Origin of the sequence: Xanthomonas sp. 3058 (genome assembly GCF_014199765.1) — a bacterium.
Taxonomy (GTDB): Bacteria; Pseudomonadota; Gammaproteobacteria; order Xanthomonadales; family Xanthomonadaceae; genus Xanthomonas; species Xanthomonas campestris_B.
In genome coordinates, this window is sequence record NZ_JACHOF010000001.1 from 583,394 (window position 1) to 608,934 (window position 25,541).

18 protein-coding genes are annotated in these 25,541 nt (G+C 65.7%); 6 read left to right on the forward strand and 12 right to left on the reverse strand.

Going from position 1 to position 25,541, the window contains the following annotated elements; translation table 11 throughout:
- Window positions 1-227: 227 nt before the first annotated feature.
- Window positions 228-1,073 (forward strand): trypsin-like serine protease, encoded by an 846-nt coding sequence (locus GGR61_RS02765; protein ID WP_184620371.1) that lies wholly within the window; start codon window positions 228-230, stop codon window positions 1,071-1,073.
- Between the two features lie 230 nt (window positions 1,074-1,303).
- On the opposite strand, the gene GGR61_RS02770 is transcribed toward GGR61_RS02765, so the two are convergent.
- The 5 genes from GGR61_RS02770 to lexA form a co-directional block, all read right to left on the reverse strand.
- On the reverse strand, window positions 1,304-2,122 hold the full coding sequence (locus GGR61_RS02770) for an HDOD domain-containing protein (protein WP_184620542.1): 819 nt from the start codon (window positions 2,120-2,122) through the stop codon (window positions 1,304-1,306).
- Between the two features lie 304 nt (window positions 2,123-2,426).
- Window positions 2,427-5,678 carry an error-prone DNA polymerase gene (locus GGR61_RS02775; RefSeq protein ID WP_184620372.1) on the reverse strand — a complete coding sequence of 1,084 codons (3,252 nt, stop codon included), beginning with the start codon at window positions 5,676-5,678 and terminating at the stop codon, window positions 2,427-2,429.
- A gap of 152 nt (window positions 5,679-5,830) precedes the next feature.
- The gene (locus GGR61_RS02780; protein WP_184620373.1) at window positions 5,831-7,249 is read right to left on the reverse strand and encodes a DNA polymerase Y family protein; all 1,419 of its coding nucleotides are present in this window, start codon (window positions 7,247-7,249) and stop codon (window positions 5,831-5,833) included.
- Window positions 7,250-7,256: 7 nt separating this feature from the next.
- Entirely contained in the window at window positions 7,257-7,910 is a 654-nt protein-coding gene (gene imuA / locus GGR61_RS02785; RefSeq protein WP_184407015.1) for a translesion DNA synthesis-associated protein ImuA, read from the reverse strand.
- A 1-nt stretch (window position 7,911) separates the two neighbouring features.
- The gene (lexA, locus tag GGR61_RS02790) at window positions 7,912-8,517 is read right to left on the reverse strand and encodes a transcriptional repressor LexA (protein ID WP_184407014.1); all 606 of its coding nucleotides are present in this window, start codon (window positions 8,515-8,517) and stop codon (window positions 7,912-7,914) included.
- A gap of 151 nt (window positions 8,518-8,668) precedes the next feature.
- Between lexA and GGR61_RS02795 the strand changes: the two genes are divergently transcribed.
- Together GGR61_RS02795 and GGR61_RS02800 are read left to right on the forward strand one after the other, a co-directional pair.
- Window positions 8,669-8,890 carry an AbrB/MazE/SpoVT family DNA-binding domain-containing protein gene (locus tag GGR61_RS02795; protein ID WP_184620374.1) on the forward strand — a complete coding sequence of 74 codons (222 nt, stop codon included), beginning with the start codon at window positions 8,669-8,671 and terminating at the stop codon, window positions 8,888-8,890.
- A 9-nt stretch (window positions 8,891-8,899) separates the two neighbouring features.
- Window positions 8,900-9,325, forward strand: coding sequence for a type II toxin-antitoxin system death-on-curing family toxin (locus GGR61_RS02800; RefSeq protein WP_184407012.1), 426 nt, complete (start codon window positions 8,900-8,902; stop codon window positions 9,323-9,325).
- A 112-nt stretch (window positions 9,326-9,437) separates the two neighbouring features.
- Here GGR61_RS02800 and GGR61_RS02805 read toward each other — a convergent pair whose 3' ends face one another.
- From GGR61_RS02805 to GGR61_RS02825, 5 genes are all read right to left on the reverse strand, one after another.
- Complete coding sequence (locus GGR61_RS02805; RefSeq protein ID WP_184620375.1) at window positions 9,438-10,742, reverse strand: jacalin-like lectin; 1,305 nt, start codon at window positions 10,740-10,742, stop codon at window positions 9,438-9,440.
- Window positions 10,743-10,852: 110 nt separating this feature from the next.
- Window positions 10,853-12,178 carry a histidine-type phosphatase gene (locus tag GGR61_RS02810; protein WP_260286818.1) on the reverse strand — a complete coding sequence of 442 codons (1,326 nt, stop codon included), beginning with the start codon at window positions 12,176-12,178 and terminating at the stop codon, window positions 10,853-10,855.
- A 293-nt stretch (window positions 12,179-12,471) separates the two neighbouring features.
- The gene (locus GGR61_RS02815; RefSeq protein WP_184620376.1) at window positions 12,472-15,372 is read right to left on the reverse strand and encodes a TonB-dependent receptor; all 2,901 of its coding nucleotides are present in this window, start codon (window positions 15,370-15,372) and stop codon (window positions 12,472-12,474) included.
- Between the two features lie 349 nt (window positions 15,373-15,721).
- On the reverse strand, window positions 15,722-16,837 hold the full coding sequence (locus GGR61_RS02820; RefSeq protein WP_326520608.1) for a FecR domain-containing protein: 1,116 nt from the start codon (window positions 16,835-16,837) through the stop codon (window positions 15,722-15,724).
- The gene (locus tag GGR61_RS02825) at window positions 16,834-17,358 is read right to left on the reverse strand and encodes an RNA polymerase sigma factor (RefSeq protein WP_184407008.1); all 525 of its coding nucleotides are present in this window, start codon (window positions 17,356-17,358) and stop codon (window positions 16,834-16,836) included. The genes GGR61_RS02820 and GGR61_RS02825 overlap by 4 nt, the downstream gene beginning before the upstream one ends.
- A 278-nt stretch (window positions 17,359-17,636) precedes the next feature.
- On the opposite strand from GGR61_RS02825, the gene GGR61_RS02830 reads away from it, so the two are divergent.
- Genes GGR61_RS02830 through GGR61_RS02840 form a run of 3 tightly spaced genes read left to right on the forward strand, consistent with a single transcriptional unit; the run spans window position 17,637 to window position 21,567 of the window.
- On the forward strand, window positions 17,637-18,212 hold the full coding sequence (locus tag GGR61_RS02830) for a 2Fe-2S iron-sulfur cluster-binding protein (RefSeq protein ID WP_184620377.1): 576 nt from the start codon (window positions 17,637-17,639) through the stop codon (window positions 18,210-18,212).
- Window positions 18,185-19,273: a xanthine dehydrogenase family protein subunit M gene (locus tag GGR61_RS02835; RefSeq protein ID WP_184620378.1), complete on the forward strand. Its 1,089-nt coding sequence runs from the start codon at window positions 18,185-18,187 to the stop codon at window positions 19,271-19,273. The genes GGR61_RS02830 and GGR61_RS02835 overlap by 28 nt, the downstream gene beginning before the upstream one ends.
- Window positions 19,270-21,567 carry a xanthine dehydrogenase family protein molybdopterin-binding subunit gene (locus GGR61_RS02840; protein WP_184620379.1) on the forward strand — a complete coding sequence of 766 codons (2,298 nt, stop codon included), beginning with the start codon at window positions 19,270-19,272 and terminating at the stop codon, window positions 21,565-21,567. Before GGR61_RS02835 ends, GGR61_RS02840 begins: the two co-directional genes overlap by 4 nt.
- Before the next feature lie 193 nt (window positions 21,568-21,760).
- Here GGR61_RS02840 and GGR61_RS02845 read toward each other — a convergent pair whose 3' ends face one another.
- The gene (locus GGR61_RS02845) at window positions 21,761-22,504 is read right to left on the reverse strand and encodes an FCD domain-containing protein (protein WP_184620380.1); all 744 of its coding nucleotides are present in this window, start codon (window positions 22,502-22,504) and stop codon (window positions 21,761-21,763) included.
- 84 nt (window positions 22,505-22,588) lie between these two features.
- A complete protein-coding gene (locus GGR61_RS02850; RefSeq protein WP_260286819.1) occupies window positions 22,589-25,423 on the reverse strand; it encodes a TonB-dependent receptor in 2,835 nt (944 codons plus the stop codon).
- Window positions 25,424-25,541: the final 118 nt, after the last annotated feature.

Below are 25,541 nucleotides of genomic sequence, written 5' to 3' on the forward strand. Positions count from 1 at the left end.
CGATGTCTGCTCCTGGCCGAGGCTGAGTGACGACTGCCCGGCCGCTGGCAATATCTCGGCACCATTCGGTTGAGGGCTTTTGAGTCTTGGTTTCCGGGGTTTCGTCGCCTCCCACTTCGCTTGGTCAGACGCGGGTTTCAGTTTGAAAACTGCACCGCTATCTTGCGGAAGCATTCACGGCACGTTGCGGACGCACATCAGTCGACGGATCAAGGGAGTGGTAGCACATGGGTCGCTGGCTTTTTCTTGCTTTTATCAGCCTGTCATTTGCGGCGAAAGGCGTTGTTATCCGGGGCGATGTTGACGATTCGAAATATCGGATCGATGGCTCAGAATTTCCGGCACTGGCAGACCTGCCAGGCGAAGGGCATGGTGTTCTCATCGCGCCGAGATGGGTCGTCACCGCAGCTCACGCGGCTCCCATGGAAGGCATGGCTGCAGAGGTGACTGTCAATGGGAATGCCTACAAAGTTGCGCACGTCGTGGTCCACCCCGGCTACAGGCCAATGCCGGATGCGCTAGCGCAGGAAGCCCTGAAGTCCGGCGACCCGTCCAAGATTCATGCCTTTCTAGCGAACTCGGACGACATCGCCTTGATTGAACTGGAATCGCAGGTAGAGCAGGTTGCACCAGTGATGCTTTATCGCGGCAGTGACGAAGTCACCCAAGTCGCCATGCTGGTCGGGAAAGGGGCCACCGGCAACGGCGACCACGGGCAGCTTCCCGACAGTCCGCATCGTGGCGTGCTGAGGCGGGCCTACAACGTCATCACCGGAGCCAATGCCCGTTACCTATGGTATCGATTCGATCCCCCCACGCATGGCCTGTCTCTGGAGGGCATGCTTGGAAGCGGCGACAGCGGTGGCCCAGTCGTTGTGCGGGCCCACAGCGCTTGGCAACTCGTCGGGTTAGCGTCTTGGATCTCTGCGGTTCCGGAGCACGCCCTGGAGGCTGGCTTCTATGGTCAGATGGCATACAACGTCCGTGTATCGCGATACATCGCTTGGATCGATAACGCGATGTGCGCGGCAGATGGCACTTGCGCCGAGCCTCGCCAGCGCCTGGACCACTGAGGCGCCCGCAGCCATCGCTCACACGGCCACTTCCGGCTATCAACAGACGCGCAGGCAGCAGCGACACGCGACCTTCCAACATACCGCGTCGGCACCAGCTCGCGCCGCGCTGCCAACTGCATCGACAACTGACCTGGCGGCTACTTCACATCGCCAGGCCGCTGGCAGCAGATCCGCACCACGAGAGCGGTACCGGTCATCGCCCATTCGGTGACCGGTACCGCAACTACTCAATGAAGTAACTCGGCGAACGCGCGATCGGCTTCGATGACATCCGGCAGCGCCGCGAACAGCGCATCCAGATCCACGCCATCCATCAACGGCCCACGTACCGCCTCCTGTGCCGCCGCAGTGTCGCCGCCATGCGCGTGCAGCACGTCGGACACCTGCACTGCCTGCGCAACCAGCAGCGGCATCCGCGCGCCTTCCGGCGCGGCGGCGGGCCGGACCTGATAGGCGATCGCTTCCTGGATGACCGCTGGCAACTGCCAGCGACGCACCAGCTCGGCCCCGACTTCGGGATACCCAAATCCCAGCTGGAGGGTTTCTTCGGCGGCGTGGGCGGCAGAGGAGCTTTCGTGATTGATGCGGCTGGCGTAGTCCGGTGCGCCGGACTGGATCAGCAGTTCGCCGATGTTGTGCATCATGCCGCAGGTAAATGCAGTCTCTGGATCGAGCCCGTGCTGGCGCGCCAGCAAGCGGCAGATGCCGGCCACCTCGAAACTGTGCCGCCAGAAGGCCTTGAGATCGAAACCCGGGCCGGCGCGGAACGCTCCGGTCATTGCCGACGCCAGCACCAGGGTGCGCAGCGTGTTGAAGCCCAGCCGCATGGCCGCGTCTTCCACGCTGGTGGAATCACGCAGGCCGTGGAAGCGTGCCGAATTCGCCAGCCGCAACACCTTGGCGGCAATGACCGGATCGCGCTCGATGCTGTGCGCCAGCACGTCGATGTTGGTTGCCGGATCGTCGAACCGGGCAATCAGCTCCTGCGCCACCTTGGGCACGGTGGGCAAGGTGTGCAACTGATCGAACAACGCCTCCAACTTCATGGTCGCCTCGCGGGTGAAGAAATAGGCCAGCGCGGCCGCGCCGGCCTGCATGGTGTAGCACAGACCGGTTGACTGCCGGTGGCAGATGGCAGGCCTTATTCACCCGCGCTTGTGGGTCGCCTGCAGCCCCGTACAGTGCGCTTCCACCGAAGACGCGACGAGGCGGCGGCTTTACGGCATCGCCCTCTGTCGAGCGTGGTGCGTTGCGCAGCGCCATCGAACCGAACTGCTGCGCGACAAGGCCTACGTCACGGCGTGGGCGCACCAGGGAGCACGCCGACACGCTTGCTGCGCCCCCTGTACCTCAATGGAAATCGCGCGAGGGCAGCTGCATCTCGCCGAGCAGGTCGCTGAGATCATGTAGATCGCCGGCGATGAGATGCTCCACGCCGTCCACGCGTTCCCAGCGCCCGCGTACCGCCAGCAGGCGCGATTCCAGCAGTGCGCGGCGACGGCGCAGCGCCAGGTGCGACCAGACGATGACGTTGATCATGCCGTGTTCGTCTTCCAGGGTGACGAAGATGGTGCCCTTGGCGGTGGCCGGGCGCTGGCGCTGGGTGACCAGGCCGGCGACATGCACGCCGCTGCCGTGACGGCGGCCTTGCAACTCATGCAGGCCCAGGATGCGTCGCTGCCGCATCTGCGGGCGCAGCAATGCCATCGGATGCTGGCGCAGACTCAGACCGACAGAGCGGTAGTCGGCCAGGATGTCTTCGCCCGCACGTGGCGCTGCAAACTCCACCGCGCGCTCTTGCGGGCTGCCCGGCAACAGCGGGCGGCGCGCTTCCACGCCGGCCATGGCCCAGCGCGCGGCATTGCGGTTGCCCACCATGCCCTGCAAGGCGCCGGCTTCGGCCAACGCCAGGCGCGCTTTTTCGTCGAGCGCCGCGCGCAGGCATAAATCGCCGATATCGGCGAAGGCGCGTTGCGCGCGCGCGGCGACGATGCGGTTTGCCACCACTTCCGATAATCCAGCGACCTGACGCATGCCCAGACGGATCGCCGGCTGCTCGCCAGGATCTGCGTCGCTGTGCCACGGCCGGCCACCGACCAGCGCGTTGTCCCAGCCGCTATGCAGCACATCCACCGGCAACACCTCCACGCGCGCGCGCTCGGGACTGCCGCGCCGCGCGTCCTGCACGATCTGGCTGGCCGAGTAGAAGCCCATCGGCTGCGCATTGAGCAGTCCGCAGGCAAATGCCGCCGGCTCGTGGCGCTTGAGCCAGCAGCTGGCGTAGACAAGTTTGGCGAACGAGGCGGCATGGCTTTGCGGGAACCCGTAGGAGCCGAAGCCCTTGATCTGTTCGAAGATCTGGTCGATGAAGGTGGAGGCGTAGCCTTTGCCCTGCATGCGCTCGCGCACCCGCGCGCGGTGCTGCTCCATGTCGCCGCCGCGACGCCAGGCGGCCATCGACCTGCGCAGGTTATCGGCTTCGCTTTCGGTGTAATCGGCCGCATGCATCAGCAGCTCCATCACCTGTTCCTGGAACAACGGCACACCCAGGGTCGGCTTGAGGATGTCTTCCACTTCCGCCGATGGATAGTTGACCTCTTCGCGGCCCTGTCGCCGGCGCAGATACGGATGCACCATGTCGCCCTGGATCGGACCAGGCCGCACGATCGCCACCTCGATCACCAGGTCGTAGAACACCGCAGGCTTGAGCCGCGGCAACATCGCCATCTGTGCGCGCGACTCGATCTGGAACACGCCCACCGTGTCGGCACGCTGGATCATCTTGTAGGTTGCGGCATCCTCGCCCGGCAGCGTGGCGATGCTGTAATCGCGCCCACGGTGCCCGCGCACCAGGTCCAGCGTCTTGCGGATGCAGGTGAGCATGCCCAGCGCCAGGCAATCGACCTTGAGCAGCTTCATGGTTTCCAGATCGTCCTTGTCCCACTGGATGATGGTGCGGTTGGCCATCGCCGCGTTTTCCACCGGCACCAGCATCGATAACGGCTCATCGGAAATCACGAAGCCGCCGACATGCTGCGAAAGATGGCGCGGGTGATCGCGCAAGTGCTCGGTGACTGCAAGAATCTTGTTGATCAGCGGGTTGGCCAGATCGAACCCGGCTTCTTCGATGCGCTGCTCCATCGGCGTGTCGCCATTGCCCCAGCCATAGCAATTGGCCAGTAGCGCGGTCTGGTCCGGCGGCAGGCCGAACGCCTTGGCCACGTCGCGTACCGCGCTTTTGCCGCGATAACAGATCACCGTCGCCGCCAGCGCCGCACGTTCACGACCATACTTGCTGTAGACGTACTGCAGCACCTCCTCCCGGCGTTCGTGTTCGAAATCGACGTCGATGTCCGGTGGCTCGTCGCGTTTTTCGGATAGAAATCTTGCCATCAGCAAACGGGTTTCATCCGGATTGACTGCGGTGATACCCAGCGCATAACACACCGCCGAATTGGCCGACGAACCGCGCCCCTGGCAAAGGATGTGCTGCGAGCGCGCGAATCGCACCACGTCTTGCACGGTGAGAAAGAAGGCCTCGTACTGTTTGAGCGCGATCAGCGCCAATTCCTTTTCGATGTCGGCACGTACCTTTGCCGGCGTTCCATTGGGCCACCGCTCACGCATGCCCGTTTCGGTGAGCTGTCGCAGATAACTCGCCGGCGTATGTCCTTCCGGCACCAGTTCGCGCGGATAGGTGTATTCAAGCTTGGAAATATCGAAGGTGCAGCGCTGCGCCAACTCGACGGCCGCCTGCAACAACGCATCCGGGTAGATGTTGCCCAAGGCCCGCCGCGTGCGCAGATGGCGCTCGCCGTTACGGAACAGGTGCGCGCCGCACTCGGCCAATGGCAAGGTATGGCGGATGGCGGTCAGGGTGTCCTGCACGATGCGCTCGCGCCGCTGCGCCATATGCACATCGCCGCTGGCCAGTGCGCTCATGCCCAGCTGTTGCGCCAGCAGTTGCAAGGCAAGCAGCCGTGCCGCATCGTCCTGCTCGCGATGCAGTTCCACCGCCAGGAAGGCGCGCTCGCCGAACACCTGCTGCAACCAGGCGCCCTGCTCGACCTGCGGCTGCGCACCGGGCAACCACACCGCGAACACGCCCGGTGCAACATCGCGAAACTGCGCTTCCACCTCGGGACGCCCCAGCCGATACGCGCCCTTGCTCGCCGCACGCCGCGCGGTGGTGATCAGCGCGCACAACTGCGGATAACCCTGCGCGTTTTCCACCAGCAGTACCAAGCGGGTGCCATCGACCAAGGTGAATTCGCTGCCGACGATCAGGCGCACGCCGGTGGCGCGCGCCGCTTCCAGGCCACGCACGATGCCCGCCAGCGAGCATTCGTCGGTGATGGCCAGTGCGCTGTAGCCGCAGTGTTGCGCACGCGCGAACAACTGCTCGGCACTGGAGGCGCCACGCAGGAACGAGAAGTCCGACAGGCAATGCAGCTCGGCATACGCAGGCAAGCCATCGCTGACCGCCGCATGGGCAATGTCGTCATTGGCCGCACGCAGGCGTGTTGCCACGTTCCAGGCGCGCGGCATGCGTCCACCGGGCGTATCGCGGTCCACGCCGTCGGTGGCGTCATCCCAGCTCATGGGCGCATCTCTTCAACCTCGTGTTGCCGGCAAAATGTTCGGCCGATCACCTCGTTGCAGCTGCGCCTTCGCTGCGTGGCATCGAGCGCGTGCGCCACCGCTGCGATGACCAGCCCGGCAAGCAGTCCGATGCTGCGTGGGCATGCGCCGGATCATGCAAACCACCCATGCAACATCCAGCCATCCACACGACCGGGCGCGGCGAACGCCCAGCCGCGTCGGCCGCGTGCGGTTTCCACCACGTAATAGTCGCGACGTGCCTCGTCGTCGTCCCACCAGCCGCTTTCCAGCCGCTCCGGGCCGGAGATGATGCGCAGCTGCGTCGCGTGCAACGGCACCGGTTGCGGCAACAGCCAGGTCGGGCGCGGAGGACGCGGTGGCGCAGCGGTTTCGCGTATGGCGTCGCCGATGGCACGCCGCCAGGCGCGTTCGGGCCGCGGGTCGTCGGCCGGCAGCACGCGGTATACCGCGTCATCGCCCAGCCGCGCGCGCAAGCGCTCACGTAGCTGCGGCCACTCCACCGATTGCTGCGCACGTTGGTCGAACAGATCGCGCATGGCCGGCACGAACGGCGGCAACTGCCGCGCCAGCAGGCGCATCGCCACCACCGGCCGTGGGATCTCCACCCGCTCCAGCCGGTTGCGCGCAAGCTCGAACAACAGCGTCGGCGCACGCTCCGGCGTCAGCAGGCCGATCTCGACATCGGTAGCGCCTTGTTCGTGTTCCAGCCGCAGCAAGAAACGTTGCACGCCGCCATCGCGGATGGAGAGGTAGGTGCACAGATCACCGATCAGACGCCGCAGCGGGAACAGCAATGCCGGATGCATTTCCACCTCGTAGCCAAGCTCCACACGCTGGTCGAAGTGGTCTGGTGGTGCATAACACTCCAGGGGGTCGTCGACCTGGCCGTAGAGGCGGTCCAGATGCTCGAGCAGGCCGGCACCAAACCGCCGGCGCAGCCCGTCGCGCGGCAACGCACGTACCGCAGCGAGCGTGCGCACGCCCATGTGTTGCAGGCGCTCGCCGACATCGCCCGGCAATGCCGCGCGGCGTACCGGCACCTTGTCGAGCGTGGTGTGCAAGGCCGGCAACTGCGTCACCACCATGCCATCGCGCAGACCGGCCAGCACGCGCGCGGCGCGGGGTGTAGGTGCCAGTGCAAGCCGGTGCTGGAAGCCTAGCGCCTGCAGCTCATCGCGCAGATGGCGCTCGAAACGCGGCCACGGACCGAACAACCGAAAGCTGGCACCCGCTTCCAGCACGATGGCGCGCGACCATTGCTGGCTCACCAACGAACTGTGCCGGTATGCCCAGGCTGCGAGAAACCGCTGCGTCCGCGCCTCGTTCTGCGGGTCGTAATCGATGGTGCGTACTTGCGCCATCAAGGCATGCGCGGCCGACAGCCGCATGCCGGCTTTCAACCCTGCATCTGCTGCCGCTGCATTGACCGAATGCAGGCTGCGTAACTGCGCCGGCCCTTCCACCAATACCAGCGGTGCGTCCGGCTCTTCCAGACGCCGAAGGACGGCGTCCAGCGCCAGCTGCGGCAGCAAGATGCAGGCCCACAACATGCGCGCCTCAATGCGCCAGCCGCAACGGCTGCGAAGGCACCTGGCCGCCGCGGCACTTGCGCACCTGCCAGGCATCGCGCTCGGGCAGAAATTCCAGCCGCAACGCCGCCGGCGATGCGTTGACCGCATGCTTGCGATCGCGCAATGCGAACGCGCAGCAGTTGCCGCTGTCGGCGGCGACTTGCAGCCGCCGCAAGGCGCGCGCATCGCCGGTCTGCGGCCAGCCCAATACCGCCGCGCAGGCACCGCTGCGCAGGCATTGTTCGAACGCCCACAAGGCGTCGCGCGGTTCGGCCTGTACCACTTCCAGATGTTCCAGCACCACCCCGCCCGCCTGCCAGGCCGGTGCGTAAGGAATGCAGGGCGGGGCCACCAGCACCACCCGGCTACTGGCGCTGGTCATGCGCGCCAGCGTGGGCAGTAGCAAGGCGATCTCGCCCACACCGTGCGCGGGCAGCAGCAACTCGGTGAGCGCACGCCGTGGCCAGCCACCATCGGGCAGCAGCGCATCCAATGCGGGATGCCCGGTGGATTCGCCGCCGTTGGCCACAGCGGTGCCCTGCCCCGCCCGCCACACCGTGCGTGCGGCCAGCAAGGCATCCAGCGGCAAGGCCACTGCTGCGTTGCCGTCCTGCCTGATGCGCGCGGGCTCCTGGCTCATCTCAGCCCTGCCGGATCAGACCGCAGTACAGCCCTTCGATCGCGAAGTCGGCATCGGCCGCCACCACGATCGGCGCATGCGCGCGATTGCGCGGCAGCAGGCGGATGCGCGCGTCGCCGCGTTCCAGGCGTTTGATGGTGATCTCGCCATCCACCCGCGCCACCACGATCTGCCCATTGCGCGCATCGTTGCTACGGTGCACGCCGACCAGGTCGCCATCCAGGATGCCGTCGTCGATCATCGAATCGCCTTGCACCTGCAACAGATAGTCCGGGCGCAGCGAGAACAGCGTGCGGTCCAGCCAGAGTTGGCGATCCAGGCCGATATCCGCGCCGATCGGCACACCGGCCGCCACCCGCCCCAGCACCGGCAAGGCCAGCAACGCATCGCGCGCGGCCCCGCCCGGCATGCGGATGCCACGCTTCTGATTGGGCTGCAGCTCGATCAACCCGGCCTCGGCCAGCGCCTGCACATGCTTTTGCGCGGCATTGCGCGAGGCAAAGCCGAACGCCTGCGCAATCTCGGCCAGGCTGGGCGACACCCCGGCCTGGGCCTGCTGCTGCAGGAAGGCCAGCACCGCAGCACGTTTGGGGGACAAGGACGTCATGGAAGACGGGGACCACGTAGGACAAGGTGTACATTTGTACACTTATCGGTCGCAGCAGGCGAGATTGGCTTGCTGAGTCGCTCAGCCATGGCCAGCTTGCGACCATCCGGCCAAGGAGTTATAACTTACGTAATAACGCGAGAGATCCGCAATGAAGCTCAAGATCACTGCCATCGGCAATTCCGCCGGCGTCATCCTGCCCAAGGAACTGCTCGCTCGCCTACGCCTGGGCAAGGGCGACGAACTCTATGCGCTGGAAACGCCCGACGGCATCAAGCTCACCGTGTTCGACCCGACCCTGGCCGCGCAGATGGAGGTGGCCGAGCAGGTGATGCGCAACCGCCGCGCGTTGCTGCACAAGCTGGCGCAATAGGGCGCGACCATGATCATCTGGATCGAACGGCCACTCGTCCTGGCCATCCACGATCGTCAATTGGCCGAACATGGCGGCGGAAGTGGCGTGCGCGACGACGCCCTGCTCGACGCGGCGCTTGCCAGACCAAAACAACTGCTGTCCTACGGCGAGCCACCACCGGACCTGGCTGCGTTAGCGGCCAGTCTTGCCTATGGGTTGGCCCGCAATCATCCGTTTGTCGACGGCAACAAACGCACTGCGGCGGTCGCCTGCGAAACCTTCATCGTACTCAACGGTGCGACCTTGCTGGCCGATGATCTGGAGCTCTACGGCTTCTACATCGGCCTGGCCGATGGCTCACTCGATGAGACAGCGTGCGCCGCGTGGCTGCGCCCGCGCCTGCAATTGCGATATCAGGACCGCGTGCACGAATCAGCGGCAACGTACGGGTGATTCGTTCGTCAGAACAATTCCACGCAATGGCCATCCATGGCCAGACATCACTGCCTAACGCTCTTACCGAAAACGGCGCGCGAGCTGCATGGCGGTCAGCGAACTTCCGCGCTCAGTCCTTCGCATACACCACACCCAACTTGTCGATCTCATCACCGGCGCGGCCGGTGAACCCGGCGATATGCCAGCCGCTGGGCGCAGTCAGCGTATAGCGCTCGCTGCCCGGGGTCCCCACCTGCACGCTGCGGCCGGTGTTGGTGCGCAGGCTCAGCGAAAACACGCGGGTGCGGTCGTTGTACTTGCCCACACTGACGGTGGCCGAAGACAGCGTTTCGTTGGCGCCCAGCGACAAGGTCGTCGCCTGCCCGCCGCTGCCGCCATGCGCCAGCAGTTTGCCGCTGTCCAGGATCACACCCACGCCATCCAGGCGCGCACCGCCGCGCAAGGTCACGCCACTGAGCGGGCGGCCTCCGGGATTGCCGGCGAGGTCATTGAACGGAATACCGTGCGGGCCGCCGAACTGGTCGCTGGTGCGCAGTTGATCGCCCACCGCCCAACCGAACTGCGCAGACACCGGATAATGATCGGACAAGGGCTTGCCGGCGCTGTCGTAGAAGCCGCCGCCATCGAGCTGATAGCGATTGGCCACCAGGGTCAGTTGCGGTGCATCGCGGTACAACATCTTGTCGACCACCTCGCAGCTATTGGTGGGCGGCGTGCCGCAGAGCAGCGGCGCAGCGCCGGCCGCCGGTGCGCTGCCCTTGATCAATTCCACCCACGCATCGGTGAGCCCATTGGAGGCGATCAGGTCGCGGATGTTGTCGTCGCTGCGGGTGTAGCGCGTGTTGGAATCCATCATCACCAGCACTGCGTTGCCGGCCGACCAGGTCTGGATGAACTGCGAGAGCTGGCCGATATTGGCACGCCGTGCGGACAGATCGCCCGCTTCGACACCGGCATTGGGGTGCGCGTTGTAGACGTCCAGCAACACGCCATCGGCCAGGCGTAGACGCATGTAACTGAAACCCTTCGGGGTCAGGCAGTCGGTGCCATTGCACTGATTCCACTTGACCCGCGTGAAGTCGCTGAAGGGATAGTTGCTGAGCGTGTTGAGCCCGTCGCCGAACGCGGCACCACCACTGGTGGCGGTGCGGTACGGATGCGCGTCGCCTGCGTACAGCGTGGCGTGGTAGTTGAAGTCCTCCTGCACATGGACCAGGCCGTAAGGCGCCAGTTTTGGTGCCAGCAGTGCGGTGTTGGTCGCCGGCGTTCCGCTGGACAGCCCTTCGGGCAGGCCGGCGATGTTGTAGGTCAGCACGTCGAGCACGCCGACGTCTGTCTGCGCTTGCGCAGTGCTGGCACAGGCAAGGCTTAGCGCGATTCCGAAACTGACGAGCGTGCGTAGATGCGGGAGCATGAATCACCTCTTGCAGTGAAAGGAAAAACGGCTGGCACGGCGGCCAGAAAAGCGGCGTCCACGACGCCGATGCGACCACGTGCGCCGGCCATCGGCCGGCGCGCGCAGCGTCATTCGCTCAGGTAATGCGGGTCGATCGCCGCATCGATCACTGTCGCCAAGGTCGGTAGCGGGCAGTCGTACTCCGGCGTGGCATTGCTGCAGCCGGGAATGAACACCGGCGAGGATGGCGGTGGCGCCTGCAGTGTCAGCGTGCGGCGTTCGCGCAGTTGCGCCAGGGTCTGCGCGGTGTAGCGCAAGCGGATCACGCGTTGCCCGTCGGCACGCCGCCAGCGCTCGAACACCAGCGCACCACCGGGTACGGTCTGGTCGGGCTGATACCCCGGCAGCTGCCAATGCAGATCGAGCATGCCGGCCAGCAAGGTCAGCGTGCCGTCGTGACCGGACAGCACCACCAGCCGTGCACCCCCACCGATTGGCGTGGCGTGCGCTGCATTGGCGTTTGCACTGCGGTTGGTGTCGCTGCCTTGCTGCAAGGTTGCCAACAACCGCGCCGCCAATGGCGAACTGGCCATCCGCGCCACCGTCGGCGCACGCAGGCGCAATGCGAACTCGGCCTGGTGCGGTGCGAACGCGCGCAGCAGGCTGGCTTCGTCCAGGCCTTGCCAACCCAGTGCGGCAAAGTCCTGGCCGTCGGCCCAGCCCATCAGCAGGCTCTCGCTGATGCCCGATGCGGCCGATGCCGGGCCTTCGACTCCGGCGATGCCGTCATGTGCATCGCCCATGCGTGCGGGCACTGCATCCAGACGCTGCTTGCCGGCACCGGCCTGCGCCGGGCACGGCCGTTGCGCGCACTGCAACAGCAGTTGCTGCAGGGTGTCGATCGCATCGTGTTGCGCCGCATTCCAGGCCGCGACATCGCCGCCGACGCGGCCGGCGATGGCCGCGCGCATCAAGTCGACGGCGGCGGGTTGGCGCAATGCCGGCGCGCCATCGAACAGCGGGTCGGACGCGCCATCGGCAACGTGGTGCACCGTGTTCGTGCACCCCGGCGTGAGCGTGCTTGCCAGCGCCTGTGCCGAGGCGATGGTGCGCTGGGTACGGTTGGCCCAGTAATACACCTTGTCGCAACCATCGCCATCGAACAGGCCGAGCGGTGCGTAACGGGCGCGGTAATAACTGCCGAACAGCGCTTCCAGGCGTGCACCGTTCGCGGTCAGGTGGCCGGCCGGCACATCGAAGCGCGGCCAGGTGCGCAAGGAGTAGCGACCCAATTGTTCCGGGCTGGACATCGCTGCACGCACGCCGTGGCGTTTGAGAACCACGACTTTTTCAAGTGTCTCCGGCGCTGTAGCGGCATCGGCTGCTTGCAACGAGGCAACGACGGCAATGATAGAAACAACACATGCGAAACAGATACGACTGAGTGATGACATGAAGATGGTCTCAAAACGTGGTGCATGCACTGCACGACGCGATACGTCGCAACGTGCAGTTGGCAACAGCGCCATCGCGGGCGCTGTCGCCATTGCAGATGGCACCTTGCAGACAGACGCCCGGTAGCGGCATTGGCTGCAGCCAGAAAAGTGGAGCGGCGATCTACTCAACTGCACAGTTGTCAGGCGGGCGTGGCCGATGCTGGAGCGGCGTGTACCACTCCTCCACTCAGATTCTGAGCGCGCCGTCCGTACCCACCTGACAACCGCTCGCCAGGTGGTCTCAGCTACTCTCAAAAGCGCGCGCGCAGCCCCACCGACCAGGTACGGCCGTAATCGGTATAGCCACCGAACAGGTGATCGCCGACGAACTGGCGTTGCACTTCGCCGGTGAGGTTGATCGCGTTGACGAACACCGACAGCGTGTCGTTGACCTTGTAGGCCACGTTGGCATCCAGGCTGCCGAACTTGTCGCTGTTGAGCGTGGCCACATTGGCGGTGCCGACGGCATTGAGAATGTCGTCGCTCCAGCTGTAACTGACACGCGCCATCAGCGGGCCCTTCTCGTAGAACAGCACGGCGTTGTAGGTATTCTTGGCCACGCCTTCCAGGCTGTCGGTGAAGCTGCTGTTGCCGTCGTGGTAGGTCGCCTTGCTGTCGGTCCAGGTGTAGTTGAGCTGCATGCCCAGGCCATCCAGCGGCGACGGCAAACCGGTAAACACCTGCTGGTAGGCCACCTCCGCGCCCTGCACCATCGCCTTGCTGCCGTTGGTCTTGGACGACAGCAGATAGGTCTGGCCTTCGTAGACCAGGTTGGACATCTGGGTCTGGATGAAGCTGGAAATATCCTTGTAGAACACCCCGCCGGTCAGGGCCGAGGTGCCATCGATATACCACTCGAAGGTCAGGTCGTACTGCCATGCTTCGAACGGCTGCAGCGCGGGATTGCCGCCGCTGGCGGTGAGGATTTCGCCGCTGGAATTGAAGGTGAGCTTGGACGACAGATCGGTAAGGTCCGGGCGTGTGATGACCTTCGCTGCGGAGGTCCGCAGCACCATGTCATCGCGCACATCCCAGGCCGCGTTGAACGAGGGCAGCACGTTGGTGTAGCTGCGCTCGAAATGCACCGGCTGCGCCGTGCCGTTGACGTCGGCATGACCATCGGTGGCCTGCTCGGTGCGCACCACGCGCGCACCGAGGTTGCCGCGCAGCTCGCGGCCGGCCAGCTCGGTACCGAAATTGGTCATGGCGTAGGCCGAGGCGATCTTCTCCTGCACCTCATAGGAATTCTGCAAGTCCGCGCTATTGGGCGTATTGCGCAGATCGGCGCTGGTCGGCCAATTACCCCAGAACGTGGATTCGATCGGCGCCAGCCACTGTCGCGGCATGTTGCCGTTGGCGTCGGCCAGCATGTCGCTCACCGGCAATGCGGTGAAGTTGCTGGCCGGGAAGCGCACCCCGGCGATGCTGTTGAGCAGCAGGTCGGCGCGGTCATAGGTGCGCGAGCGCTGGCGATACTTGGCGCCCACCTTGAAGTCGCGGAAGAAGCTGCCGTCGAGCGCACGCTTGGCATCGAACTGCAGTGCGTCTTCCTTGTCGCGTGCATCGATCTCGCGCCATTCCAGCCGGCGTCCTGCCACGGTGGCCGGGTTGGTCGGATCGAAGCCGTTGGTGAAGCTCCAGTCCGGCACGTTCTCGCCATCGGCCTGCGGCATGTCCACACGCATCGACAGGTTGGTGCCGCTGCGCAGGCGCGTGCGGCGGATCGGATCCGAATCGTAGCTGTGCGCCTGCGAGTGGAAAGCCACTGCGCCGAGCGTCCATTGGTCGCCGCTCCAGGTGCTGGAAAGGCGTGCACTGCGATTGTCGTCGGTGATGCCGGAGGTTTCACGCGAGATCTGCACCTGGCCGTTGCGATAATCGAAGCCGGTGATACCGCCGTTTTCCACCCGCAGATTGCTCAGCTTGGCCAGGCTGTCGAAACCCACACCCATGCTGTATTCGTCGTAATGCACGGTCTGCTTGGCGTAGAGCAGATCCAGATTGGTCTCCCACGCCGCGCTCGGCTTCCACTGCAGCGAGGCCGCCACGCCGGTGCGCTCGCGCTCTTCCAGTTCCAGCGTCGGGCGCAGGCCGGTCGGCACGTAAGTAGCACCGGGCACGCCCGGCACGCCGTTGCGGTAGTAGTCCCAGCTCACCTCGTTGACGCGGTCCTGGCGCAAGCTGCGTTGCGCATACGCGCCGGAAATCAGCATGCCGAAGGTACCTTCGGCATTGACCCAATTGAACAGGCCGGAAACGCGCGGATCGTTGGACTGGGTGCGCTGGGCCTGGCTCGATTCCAGCGATACGTTGGTCAGGGTCTTGCCCAGTTCCAGCGGGCGGAACGTGCGCACGTTGACGATGCCACCGATGGCGCCTTCGTCCAGATCGGCGGTGGGACTCTTGATCACGTCCAGGCCGGAGACCAGTTCGGCAGGCAGCGTGTCGTAGCGGAACTGGCGCCCGGTCTGGCCGGAGGTGCGCACGTTCTCGTTGACCGCCATGGTCTGGCCGTTGAGCGTGGTCACCTGGAAGTTCGGGCCCAGACCGCGCACGCGCACGTACACGCCTTCGCCGCGGTCGCGCACGATCGACACGCCGGGCACGCGCTGCAGCGCCTCGGCCACGTTCTGCGCCGGCAGCTTGCCGATATCCTCTGCGGCGATCACATCCACCACGCTGTCGGCGTAGCGCTTCTGGCGCAACGCAGCGCTGAGGCTACCGGCATAACTGCCGAGTACCTGGATGCTGTCCAGCTCCTGCACCGGTGCGTCTGCGCGCGGTGCTGGCGCATTCGCCACTGCCGCCGACGTCGGGGACACCTGAGGCTGCGCACCAGCCGGGTCCTGGGCCGTCTCGATGGTCACCGTGGTCGGGTTGAGGTAGCGATAACGCAGGCCGGTGCCGGCAAGCAATTGCTGCAAGGCCTGCTCCGGCGCGAGACCGGCGCTGGTGGCGCGGGTCTGCGGGTTGCCGGCAACACCTGCGGCATACACGAATTGCAGGCCGGTCTGACGCGACAAGGCGTTGAGTGCACGCGCCAACGGCTGGGCGGGAATTGCATCGACCGACACTGCCACGGGCGTGGTCTGGGCACCGGCAGTACCGGCATGCAAGGCAAGAGCAATCGAAAGAACCAACGTACGGCGCATCGTGGAATCCAGTAGGGGGAGGAAGCAATGCGCAGCACCACCCACGGGTGGGAATGCTGCGTTGTACCCGGACTACGAGGGACGACAGCGACGATCGGGCACCGTTTTTTGATGAATTTTCTGTGACACGTGCGCAGTGGTGGCACGCGCAGGTAAGCAAGCGGACGAGGTTGCGGGCGCGATGCGGGCGCATCAGCAGGCGCGTGCGCGGCTATCCAGTCTTGAGAGCTGCATGGCTGATTCCGGCGCGCGGCGTGCGCACCACGCCGCCCAGCCGTACGCACCTGTGCCCGGTATGTCACCCGGGCAGCACGGCACCGACCAGCGCACCAGACCCCCGCCGCTGTCGTCAGTGCGCAGCGGCGCCCTGCACCGGCCGGCTACTCACGCGCAATACGCCCGGCGCATCGACCACGCGCAGGTTGGGTTGGTCGTCGAGAAACGCGCGCAGCGAGGCGACATCGTCGCCGCGCAGGTTACCGGTGAGCCGCAACGCGCCGGCGGCCGCATCGTCGATGAGCAGGCGGGTGCGATTGAGCCGATTGAAATCCTCGGCCACGGTGGTCAGCGGTGCATCGCGGAACACGATGCGCCGCTGCCACCACGCGTGCATGGCAGCGACATCCTCGTTGGACACGTCGACCCGGCCGGACGCCGCGTCGATCCGTGCGCTCTGCCCGGCGCCCAGGTTCGCCAGCATCGGCTGCTGCTTGCGGTCATCGCGCCACACGTGCACGCGGCCCTCGGTGACCTCGATGCGTGCCTGCTGCCGATACAAGGCGATATCGAACGTGGTGCCGATATCTTCCACACGCAGGTGGCCCGCATACACCTGCAACCGACGGCGGTCCGGGGCCACTTCAAAGCTGGCCTGACCCTGCAGCAATTGCAGGCGGCGGCTCCACGGCGTCATGGTCGCGCGCACGCTGCTGAGCGCATTCAGATGCACCACGCTGCGATCGGCCAGTTGCACGCGGCGCTGCTCGCCATGCGCGGTGGCATAGGTCTGCGTGCGCGGCCATGCCCAGCCGGTCAAGACCGCCACGCCGCACAGCGCCGCCGCAAGGCCCAGGCTCCAACCGCGTACACGCGCACTGCGCTGGCCATCGTTGCGGCCCGGCGGCGCCGCATGTCTAGGCTGTTGTGGTTGTGGTTGTGGTTGTGGTTGCGGCAATCGCAACGGCAACGGCAACGCGATCACATTGCGCGAGGCTGCAACCGCACGCATGTGGCGATCGCCATCGAGCAAGGCATCCACATCCAGCGCCATGCCACGCAACGCATCGCCCAGCTCGCCAGCAACGCGCAGCACGGCCATGTATTCGCGCACATGCAGCGGCGATGCGGTCAGCCATTGCATGAAGCTGGCTTGCTGCTGTGCGTCCAGCGCCTGCATGCGCTGCAGTGCATGCCAGTGCGCGGCCTCGCCGGCGGCGCTGCGGGCGGCCCAGATGCGCGTACTCACCAGCTGTCTCCGCTGTCGGCAACTGCCTGCCTGCACGCCGACAACCCACGTACCACATGTTTCTTGACCATATGCGCAGACACGCCCATGCGCTCGGCGATCTGCTTGTAGCTGAGGCCATCGCGGTACTGCATCACCAGCACCGCGCAGGTGCGCTCCGGCAAGGTGGCCAGCAAGGCCTGCAGACGTTGCTGGCGCTGCTGACGGTGCGCGGCGTCCTCCACATCCTCGGCCGCGGCCAGCAATTGCGAAAACTGCTCCATCTCTTCGATCTGCAACGGCGCCTGCTTGCGGCGCGCCGCCTGCTCGCGCGCCAGATTCAGCGCCACCGTGTACAGATAGGCTTCCGGGTTGGCGATTCCTTCGCCCTGGTCCTGCTGCGCGCGCAACAGGCGCAGATAGGTTTCCTGCACCAGGTCCTCGGCGTCCTCCTTGGCGCCGCGGCGCACGAAGAAACCGCGCAGCACGGATCCGTGCTGCGTGAACACCTGCGTCCACGCGCGGGTGGCATTGGCTTTCATCGTGCGCGCTCCCCTTGCGCTGGGCGCGATAGCCTGGCCAATTCAGGTGACACCACGATGACGCGCAATGCACGCACCTGCACTGCAGGCCGCTGCGTTGCGCAAGCCATTGCCCATTGCACGCCACCGCGATGCAGCTGAGCGAGCGCCACAGCGCTGCTAGTGGCGCGCGCAAGCGCGATCGAGCATCTCTATATCTACACCGTACCTACACCGCACCTTGACCCAACGCGCGTCAAGGTGAGGGTCTTCCTCTCAGCCATCGCCACGGGGTTCGCATGAATGCCACGCCCGCCACTGCCGATCACACGGCGCCGGCAACCGCTACCGCTGCGCCGACCTATCCGGTCACCCTGCGCATCAACGGTCAGCCATACAAACTGCAACTGGAAGCCTGGGTCAGCCTGCTCGATCTATTGCGCGACCGGCTCGATCTCACCGGCACCAAGAAGGGCTGCGACCACGGCCAGTGCGGCGCCTGCACCGTGCTGATCGATGGACGCCGTATCAACAGCTGCCTGACGCTTGCCGTCATGCAGGACGGTGCCGAGATCACCACCGTCGAAGGCCTGGCCGACGGCGACCAGCTGCATCCCTTGCAACGCGCGTTCATCGAAAAAGACGCCTTCCAGTGCGGCTATTGCACGCCCGGGCAGTTGTGTTCGGCAGTGGGCCTGCTCAACGAAGGCAAGGCACACGACCGCGACCAGGTGCGCGAGTTGATGAGTGGCAATCTGTGCCGCTGCGGCGCCTACCCGCAGATCACCGATGCGGTGATGCAGGTCATGGGCAAGCCCAGCGACAGCAGCCAGAGCGCTGCCACAGCGTGGACGCCCGGGACGGTGCCGGCATGATTCCGCTCAGCTATACGCGCCCCGATAGCGTCGATGCGACGCTCACCGCACTGGCGATACGCGGCAACGACCCGCACCCGCTGCCTGTCGAAGCTCCCGTGCGCCTGATCGCCGGTGGCACCAACCTCACTGACTTGATGAAGCTGCAGCTGATGCGGCCCAGCCGCCTGGTCGATATCAATCGGCTGCCGCTGGACAGCATCACCACCCAGCCCGATGGCGGGCTGCGCCTGGGCGCGCTCGCGCGCAATGCCGACACCGCTTATCACCCGGACGTGGAAACGCGTTACCCCTTGCTGAGCGCGGCGATTCTGGCCGGTGCCTCGCCGCAGATCCGCAATATGGCCAGCAATGGCGGCAATCTGCTGCAGCGTACGCGCTGCCTGTATTTCTACGACCACGCCACCCCGTGCAACAAGCGTGCGCCCGGTACCGGCTGCTCGGCCATCGGCGGGCTCACCACGTACAACGCCATTCTCGGCGCCAGCGCGCAGTGCATCGCCACGCATCCATCGGACATGTGCGTCGCATTGGCCGCATTGGACGCGGTGGTGCACGTGCAGGGCCCCGATGGCGAGCGTGACATCGCGTTTGCGCAATTCCATCGTCTGCCCGGCGAACACCCGGAACGGGACAGCACCTTGGCCCCGGACGAGCTGATCGTGCATATCGATCTGCCCGATGCGCAGCGCTTCGTCGCACACAGCGCCTACCTGAAAATCCGCGAGCGTCTGTCGTACGCCTTCGCGCTGGTGTCGGTGGCCGCGGCACTGGATCTGGCCGACGACGGCAGCATCCGCGAGGTGCGCGTCGCACTGGGCGGCGTGGCCCACAAACCGTGGCGCCATCCCGACGCCGAAGCGCAGTTGGTGGGCAAGCCGGCCACCGCAGACAGTTTCGGCATCCTGGCCGATGCGCTGCTGCAAGGTGCGCAGCCGCAGGGCAACAACGCGTTCAAGATTCCGCTGGCACGCCGCAGCATCGTGCGCGCACTGAGCGTTGCCCGCGAGGGCACCATCGACAACCGCGGGCATACCAGCGCGCTGGAGCAAGCGCCATGAATGCACGCAGCACCGATGTGCCCGACAACGAGCTGACCCCGCCGGTTGCCGACAGCGGCACCGGCTATCGCCCCACCGGCACCGGCGTCACCCGCATCGACGGGCGTGCCAAGGTCACCGGCCAGGCGCGCTATGCCGCCGAATGGCCGGTCGCGGATCTGGCCTATGGCGTGGTGGTCAACAGCAGCATCGCCAAAGGCGAGATCGTTGCCTTCCATCTCGCGGCCGCACGCGCGGTGCCCGGCGTGCTGGAGATCGTCACCCATGAAAACCGCCCGCATATGCGCGGCATGGACCTGTTCTACAAGGACATGACCGCACCCGCCGGCTCGCCGTTCCGCCCCCTGTACGACAACAAGATCTTGTACAGCGGCCAGCCGATTGCCCTGGTCGTTGCCGACACCTTCGAAGCGGCGCGCCATGCGGCGCATCTGGTGGAGGTGGAACTGCTGCAGGACCCGCACGACACCAACCTGATGACCAACCTGGACCGTGCGCACAAGCCCAAGGCCATGAAGGCCGGTTTCTCGCCGCCGCCCAAGGACAAGGGCAAACCGGACACCGCGTTCGCCGATGCTGCCGTGCAGATCCAGGCCGAGTATTACAGCGGTGTGGAGCACCACAATCCGATGGAGTTGTTCGCCTCCACCGTGATCCGCGACGCCGATGGTCACTTCACCATCTACGACAAGACCCAGGGCTCGCAGAACAGCCGTTGGTATGTCTCGCACGTGTTCGGTTTGAGCAAGCGCAAGGTCACCGTGCGCAATCCGTATGTCGGCGGTGCGTTTGGCTCGGGGCTGCGGCCGCAGTATCAATTGCCGCTTGCTGTCATGGCCTCGATTCTGCTCGACCGCTCGGTGCGGGTGGTGCTGACGCGGCAACAGATGTTCACCTTCGGCCATCGCCCGGAGACATTGCAGCGGCTCAAGCTCGGTGCAGACCGCGACGGCACCTTGCGTGCGATCTGGCACGAAGCCATTGCCGAAACCTCACGCATCGAAGATTACGTCGAGGTAGTCGTCAACTGGAGCGGGCAGTTGTATGCCTGCGACAACGTGCATCTGGGCTACAACCTGGTGCGCCTGGATCAGTTCAGCCCCATGGACATGCGCGCACCCGGCGCCGCACACGGCGTGCATGCGCTGGAAGTGGCGATGGACGAGCTGTCCTATGCGCTCGGCATGGATCCACTGGCGCTACGTTTGAAGAACTACGCCGAGGTCAATCCGGCCGACGACAAGCCCTATTCCACCAAGGCGCTGCGCGCATGCTACACGCAAGGTGCCGAGCGTTTCGGCTGGGCGCAGCGCCCGTTGCAACCGCGTGCGCGCAAGGAAGGCAATGAATGGGTCGGCTGGGGCATGGCCAGCGGGCAATGGGATGCGATGCAGATGTTTGCGCGCGCCCACGCCGTGCTGCATGCCGACGGTCGGCTGGTGGTGAGCAGCGCCGCCAGCGATATCGGCACCGGCACCTATACGGTGATGGCGATGATCGCCGCCGAAGCGCTGGGCCTGCCGCTGGAACAGGTCACCTTCCAGCTTGGCGATTCGACCCTGCCGGTTGCACCGATCGAAGGCGGCTCGTCGCATGTGACCACGGTGGGTTCGGCGGTGGATGGTGCCTGCGCGAAGCTGCGCGCCCGGCTGCTGCGGCTGGCCCAGTCCTTACCGAATTCGCGCTTTACCAAGGCCAAGCTGGACGAGGTGGTCTTCGCCGATGGCACGCTGGCATTGCGCGGCGATGCCGGCACCACCATCGCCTTGACCGAGCTGCTGCGTGCCGCTCAGCTGGAACAGATCGAAGACAAGTTCCTGCTATTGCCCAACGTGCTCAAGCAACGCAAATACACCCGCGCCACCCACGGTGCGGTGTTCGTGGAAGTGCGCGTGGACGAAGAACTGGGCACGGTGCGGGTGACGCGCGTGGTCAGCGCGGTGGCCGCCGGGCGCATCCTCAACCCGATCACCGCGCGCAGCCAGATCGTGGGCGGCGTGGTCTGGGGCATCGGCCAGGCGCTGCACGAACATACCCAGTCCGATCACCGTTTCGGCCGTTTTATGAATCACGATTTTGCGATGTACCACGTCTCGGCCAACGCCGACATCCACGACATCGATGTGATCTTTGCCGACGAGGACGACCGCATCGTCAGCAGCCTGGGTGCAAAAGGCGTGGGCGAAATCGGGCTGGTCGGTGTTTCGGCGGCGATCTGCAATGCGATCTTCCATGCCACCGGAAAACGCATCCGCAGCACGCCGATGACGCCGGACAAGGTGATGGCGGACTGACGCCACTGCACTGCAGGCGCGTGCCGTAGCGGATGGAGCCATCTGCCTGACGGCGGACGTGCTGCAGCGACATGCCGCTGCAGCACGTTATTCACGTTGAAGTGTGTGTCCTCCGAAGGATCGATCGTCAGCGGCACAAAAACGTGTCGCGCTGGCGATCGACGTGTCTCGTCTCACCGAACATTGCACGCACTCAGGTGCGCGTTGCCGCCATGAAGTGCGCACGGTCCTGCTGGGTGCGGCGGCGGATTTCCGCCAGTGCATCGCTTTCGGTCGCTTCCAGCATGGATTCGAACAGGCGCTGGAAGTGGTTGCGCATCGCCGTGCGGGCCGCCACCGGGTCACGTTGCTGCAGGGCCTGCAGGATGGCGGTGTGCTCGTCCACGCGGGTGGCGCCGTCGTCGTGGCAGACCCGCGCGTACACCTCGCGCACGCGCGGCAATTCGTTGCGCATGCGCCAGATCAGCTGCACGCAGTGCGCCACCACCGGGTTGCCGCTGATCCGCGCAATCGCCAGGTGAAACGCGCGGTCGTAGTCGCCAGCGGCCGCATCGCTCAGGCCCGGTGCGGACAGCGCCTGGATCATGCCGCGCAGTTCGTCCAGCTCCGCATCGGTGATGTGGCTGGCCGCCAATGCGGCCGCCTCCGCCTCGATCACCGCGCGCGCGGCGGTCAGCTCGAACGCGCTGACATCCGGCAACGCGCCCTCGTCCGAGGCCAGCCGTGGCTTGACGTACACGCCCGAGCCGATCTTGATCACGATGCGGCCCTGCGCCTCCAGTGCGATCTCGGCCTCGCGCACGGTCACGCGGCTGACGCCGAAGCGCTCGGCCAACTCGCGCTCGCCCGGCAGGCGCGAGCCGACCGGGAACTCGCCCGTGTCGATCAGCGCGCGGATCTTGGCGGCAACGGAGTGGTACAGGCGGTTTTCGGACATCGGCGACTCAAACCCTCAAGGTGATCGGCCCGGCACGCAGGTGCCGGACAGGTGGCGCGACGGAGGCCGTACCGGTGGGCGACGCTAGAACCGGTAGCGCACTCCCAAATAATAGCGCCGCCCGTAGGTGTTGTACTCACGGAAGCTACCGGGCACCGGCATGTCGGAGATGCGCGGCTCGTTGGTCAGGTTGGACGCCTCCAGTGACACCGACAGCTGCGCATTGAAGCGGTAGCTGGCGCGCAGGTCCAGGGTGCCGCTGTCGCGGACGTAGCGGTTCTGCGCCGGGGCGCCGACGAACTTCTGGAAATACTCGGAGCGGTACTTGTAGATGGCCTGCAGGTCGAGCGCGCCGATGGCGTAATACAGCTGGCCGGAGAACACGTGCCGCGACAGGCCGAAGATGTTGGCCGGCGCGACGATGCCGCTGCTCACCAGGCCGGTTGCCGGATCGACCTGGTCGCCCAGGCGCAGATCCTGGGTCTTGTAGTTGGAATCGGCGTAGTTGTAGCTCAGCTTGACGCCCAGGCCGTCGAACGGCGCCGGCAGGTAGGAGAAGCGGTGGGTGCCGGTCAGCTCCAGCCCGGTGAGATCGCTCTTTTGCCGGGTGGTGACGTCCTGCACCACCGGCACCACTACCGACGTGCCGTCGATGACGAAGCGCTCGTCCACCACCGTGGGCACCGCGCCACCGGTGAACTGCTTGTAGTACAGCGCAGCGCTGAGCAGGGAGTCGGCATTGGGATACCACTCCAGCGACACGTCCGCATTGGACGACAACAGCGGCCGCGTGCGCGGGTTGCCGGTGGCGGTGATGCTGCCGATCGCCTCGCCCACGGTAGTGAATTCGGTCCCCGGTTCCAGGATGAAGGTGCGCCCGGCAGACAGCGCCACCAGATCCGGGCGCGCCATGGCCCGGTACAGCCCGAAGCGCAGCTGGGTCTGCTCGGTGAGGCCGATGTTGGCATTGAAGCTGGGCAGAAACACGCGGTTGGACGCGCGCACCGTCTGCGCGGCGAAGCGCCCGGTTTCCACCAGCTGGATGGTGCCGTCGGGATTGTCGACCACGTCCAGTTCGCCGCGCAATCCCAGCGAGCTCACGTCGGTGCGCACCCAGCGCACGCCCAGGTTGCCATCCACCGGCAGCCCGAACAGCGTGCTGGCGAATTCGCCCATCACGTACAGCGCGCGGGTCTTTTCTTGCACGTCGGCGTCGGCGGTGCCGCGCGGGTCGGCGTTGCGGCCGGTGTCGTCCACGCCGGTGACGGCGCTAAACAGACAGCGGCTGTCGAAGGTGGCCCACTGCTGGATGGTGTTGCCGCTGGCGCTGGAGAGGAAATCCTCCTGCGGAAACGGTTGCCGGCAGGCCAGGTTGGCGGCGCGGATCGTGGCCGGATCGGTGACATTGCGCTCGACGCGGTCGTCCAGGTCGCGGTAGGTCGCCTCGGACAGGCGCACGCCGCCCTTGATGGAGGTGAGCAGCCCGCTTTCCGGGGTGAAGGCGCCATCGAAACGCCAGGCCCGGATGGTGTGCTCGCGGCGCAACTCGTCGCGGCGCGCGCGTGCGGCCGCGCTGAAATTGTCCGGGTTGTTCAGGTCGAACGCGGGATTGACCACGATCCCCGGCACATCGCCGGCATAGGTATAGGTGTAGTCCACGCGTTGCCCGTTGATCCCGGGCACGCGGTTGCCGTTGATGTCGGTGGCATTGGAGCGCAGCCGCATCAGGCGGTCGATCTCGCTGCGCTCGGTGCGCGAATACGACAGGTCGGTGGACAGCATCCAGGCCGCGTTCGGGCGCCATTCCACGCGCAGCCCGCCACCGCGATATTGCTCGTCGCGCACCTTGTAGTCGGTGGACGATTCCACCGTGCTGCTGCCGGTGTGGCCGAGCAAGGCGCCGTTGTCGCCCACCTGGCGGTTGTTGAGGTTGCGCAAGGTCTCGGAGAAATTGAGCTCGGCGCGGTCTTCGGTCACGGTGCGCTGCGAGTCCTGGTAATCCAGTGCCACATCCAGGCCGTCGAACGGCCGCCATTGCAGCGCGGCGAAGGCCGCGTCGCGTTGATCGTGTTCGCTGATCTGGCGGTATACGCGGCTGCCGGGCGCCAGGTAGTACGGCGTGCCAGCCTGCACCTGCGCCGGGGTCACGGCGGTGCAGTTGCGGCTGGCGCCCACCACTTCATTGGCGTTGCAGGCCGTCCAGGTAGAGCTGCTGCTCATCACTTCTTCCGGGTTGGTGCCTTCCAGCCGCTGCAGGCCGAGCGAGACGCCCAGCTTGCCGGCCCCGCGCAGGTCGAACTGGTCCAGGTAGCTGACGGTGCCGCGCCAACCCACGCCATCGGCGTCGCGCAACTTGCTGTCGCCATCGGCATAGGTCGCCCGCCCGTCCAGCTGCACGCGGCGCTTGCCGAATTCCAGCGGCCGCACGGTCTGCATGTTGACCGTGCCGGCGATGCCGCCTTCGACGAAGTCGGCGCGCTGGGTCTTGTAGATCGCCACGGTGTTGATGAGTTCGGCGGGGAACTGGTTGAAGTTCACCGAGCGGTCGCCGCTGCCGTTGCTGGCCTCGCGCCCGTTGAAGGTGGCCGAGCCCAGGAACGGCCCCAGGCCACGGATGGAAATCTCCGAGGCACCGCCCTTTTCGCGGTGCGTGGCCGCTCCGGTGATGGTCTCGATCGCCTCGCCGATCGACAGCGCCGGCAGATCGCCAATGTCCTCGGCCGACAGCACGTCGGCCACCACTGTCTGCTCGCGCTTGCTGTCGATGGACGACTGGATCGAGCTGCGGATGCCGGTGACCTTGACCTGGTCCAGCGTGGTCGGTGCTTGTTCCGGCGCCGGTGGGGCAGCATCGGTCTGCTGGGCCACGGCTGCCTGTGCGCTGGCCAGTGCCAGGGCGCCGAACAGCGCCTGCGCCAATATGTTACGGCTTACTGGTCTAGATGATTGGACTACTTTCAGATACCGCACGATTCCTCCTCCCAAAGGATGCCCGAAACCGAGCAATGCGGAGACTCCATGCGGATTAACGTCAAGT

Excerpts from the sequence above, each read along its gene's own strand:
- GGR61_RS02800 (WP_184407012.1), top strand. The coding sequence starts at position 8,900 with ATGATCATCTGGATCGAACGGCCACTCGTCCTGGCCATCCACGATCGT.
- GGR61_RS02780 (WP_184620373.1), bottom strand. The coding sequence starts at position 7,249 with ATGTTGTGGGCCTGCATCTTGCTGCCGCAGCTGGCGCTGGACGCCGTC.
- GGR61_RS02770 (WP_184620542.1), bottom strand. The coding sequence starts at position 2,122 with ATGAAGTTGGAGGCGTTGTTCGATCAGTTGCACACCTTGCCCACCGTG.
- GGR61_RS02805 (WP_184620375.1), bottom strand. The coding sequence starts at position 10,742 with ATGCTCCCGCATCTACGCACGCTCGTCAGTTTCGGAATCGCGCTAAGC.
- GGR61_RS02765 (WP_184620371.1), top strand. The coding sequence starts at position 228 with ATGGGTCGCTGGCTTTTTCTTGCTTTTATCAGCCTGTCATTTGCGGCG.
- GGR61_RS02795 (WP_184620374.1), top strand. The coding sequence starts at position 8,669 with ATGAAGCTCAAGATCACTGCCATCGGCAATTCCGCCGGCGTCATCCTG.
- GGR61_RS02775 (WP_184620372.1), bottom strand. The coding sequence starts at position 5,678 with ATGAGCTGGGATGACGCCACCGACGGCGTGGACCGCGATACGCCCGGT.
- GGR61_RS02815 (WP_184620376.1), bottom strand. The coding sequence starts at position 15,372 with ATGCGCCGTACGTTGGTTCTTTCGATTGCTCTTGCCTTGCATGCCGGT.
- imuA (WP_184407015.1), bottom strand. The coding sequence starts at position 7,910 with ATGAGCCAGGAGCCCGCGCGCATCAGGCAGGACGGCAACGCAGCAGTG.
- lexA (WP_184407014.1), bottom strand. The coding sequence starts at position 8,517 with ATGACGTCCTTGTCCCCCAAACGTGCTGCGGTGCTGGCCTTCCTGCAG.
- GGR61_RS02840 (WP_184620379.1), top strand. The coding sequence starts at position 19,270 with ATGAATGCACGCAGCACCGATGTGCCCGACAACGAGCTGACCCCGCCG.
- GGR61_RS02810 (WP_260286818.1), bottom strand. The coding sequence starts at position 12,178 with ATGTCATCACTCAGTCGTATCTGTTTCGCATGTGTTGTTTCTATCATT.
- GGR61_RS02825 (WP_184407008.1), bottom strand. The coding sequence starts at position 17,358 with ATGAAAGCCAATGCCACCCGCGCGTGGACGCAGGTGTTCACGCAGCAC.
- GGR61_RS02845 (WP_184620380.1), bottom strand. The coding sequence starts at position 22,504 with ATGTCCGAAAACCGCCTGTACCACTCCGTTGCCGCCAAGATCCGCGCG.
- GGR61_RS02830 (WP_184620377.1), top strand. The coding sequence starts at position 17,637 with ATGAATGCCACGCCCGCCACTGCCGATCACACGGCGCCGGCAACCGCT.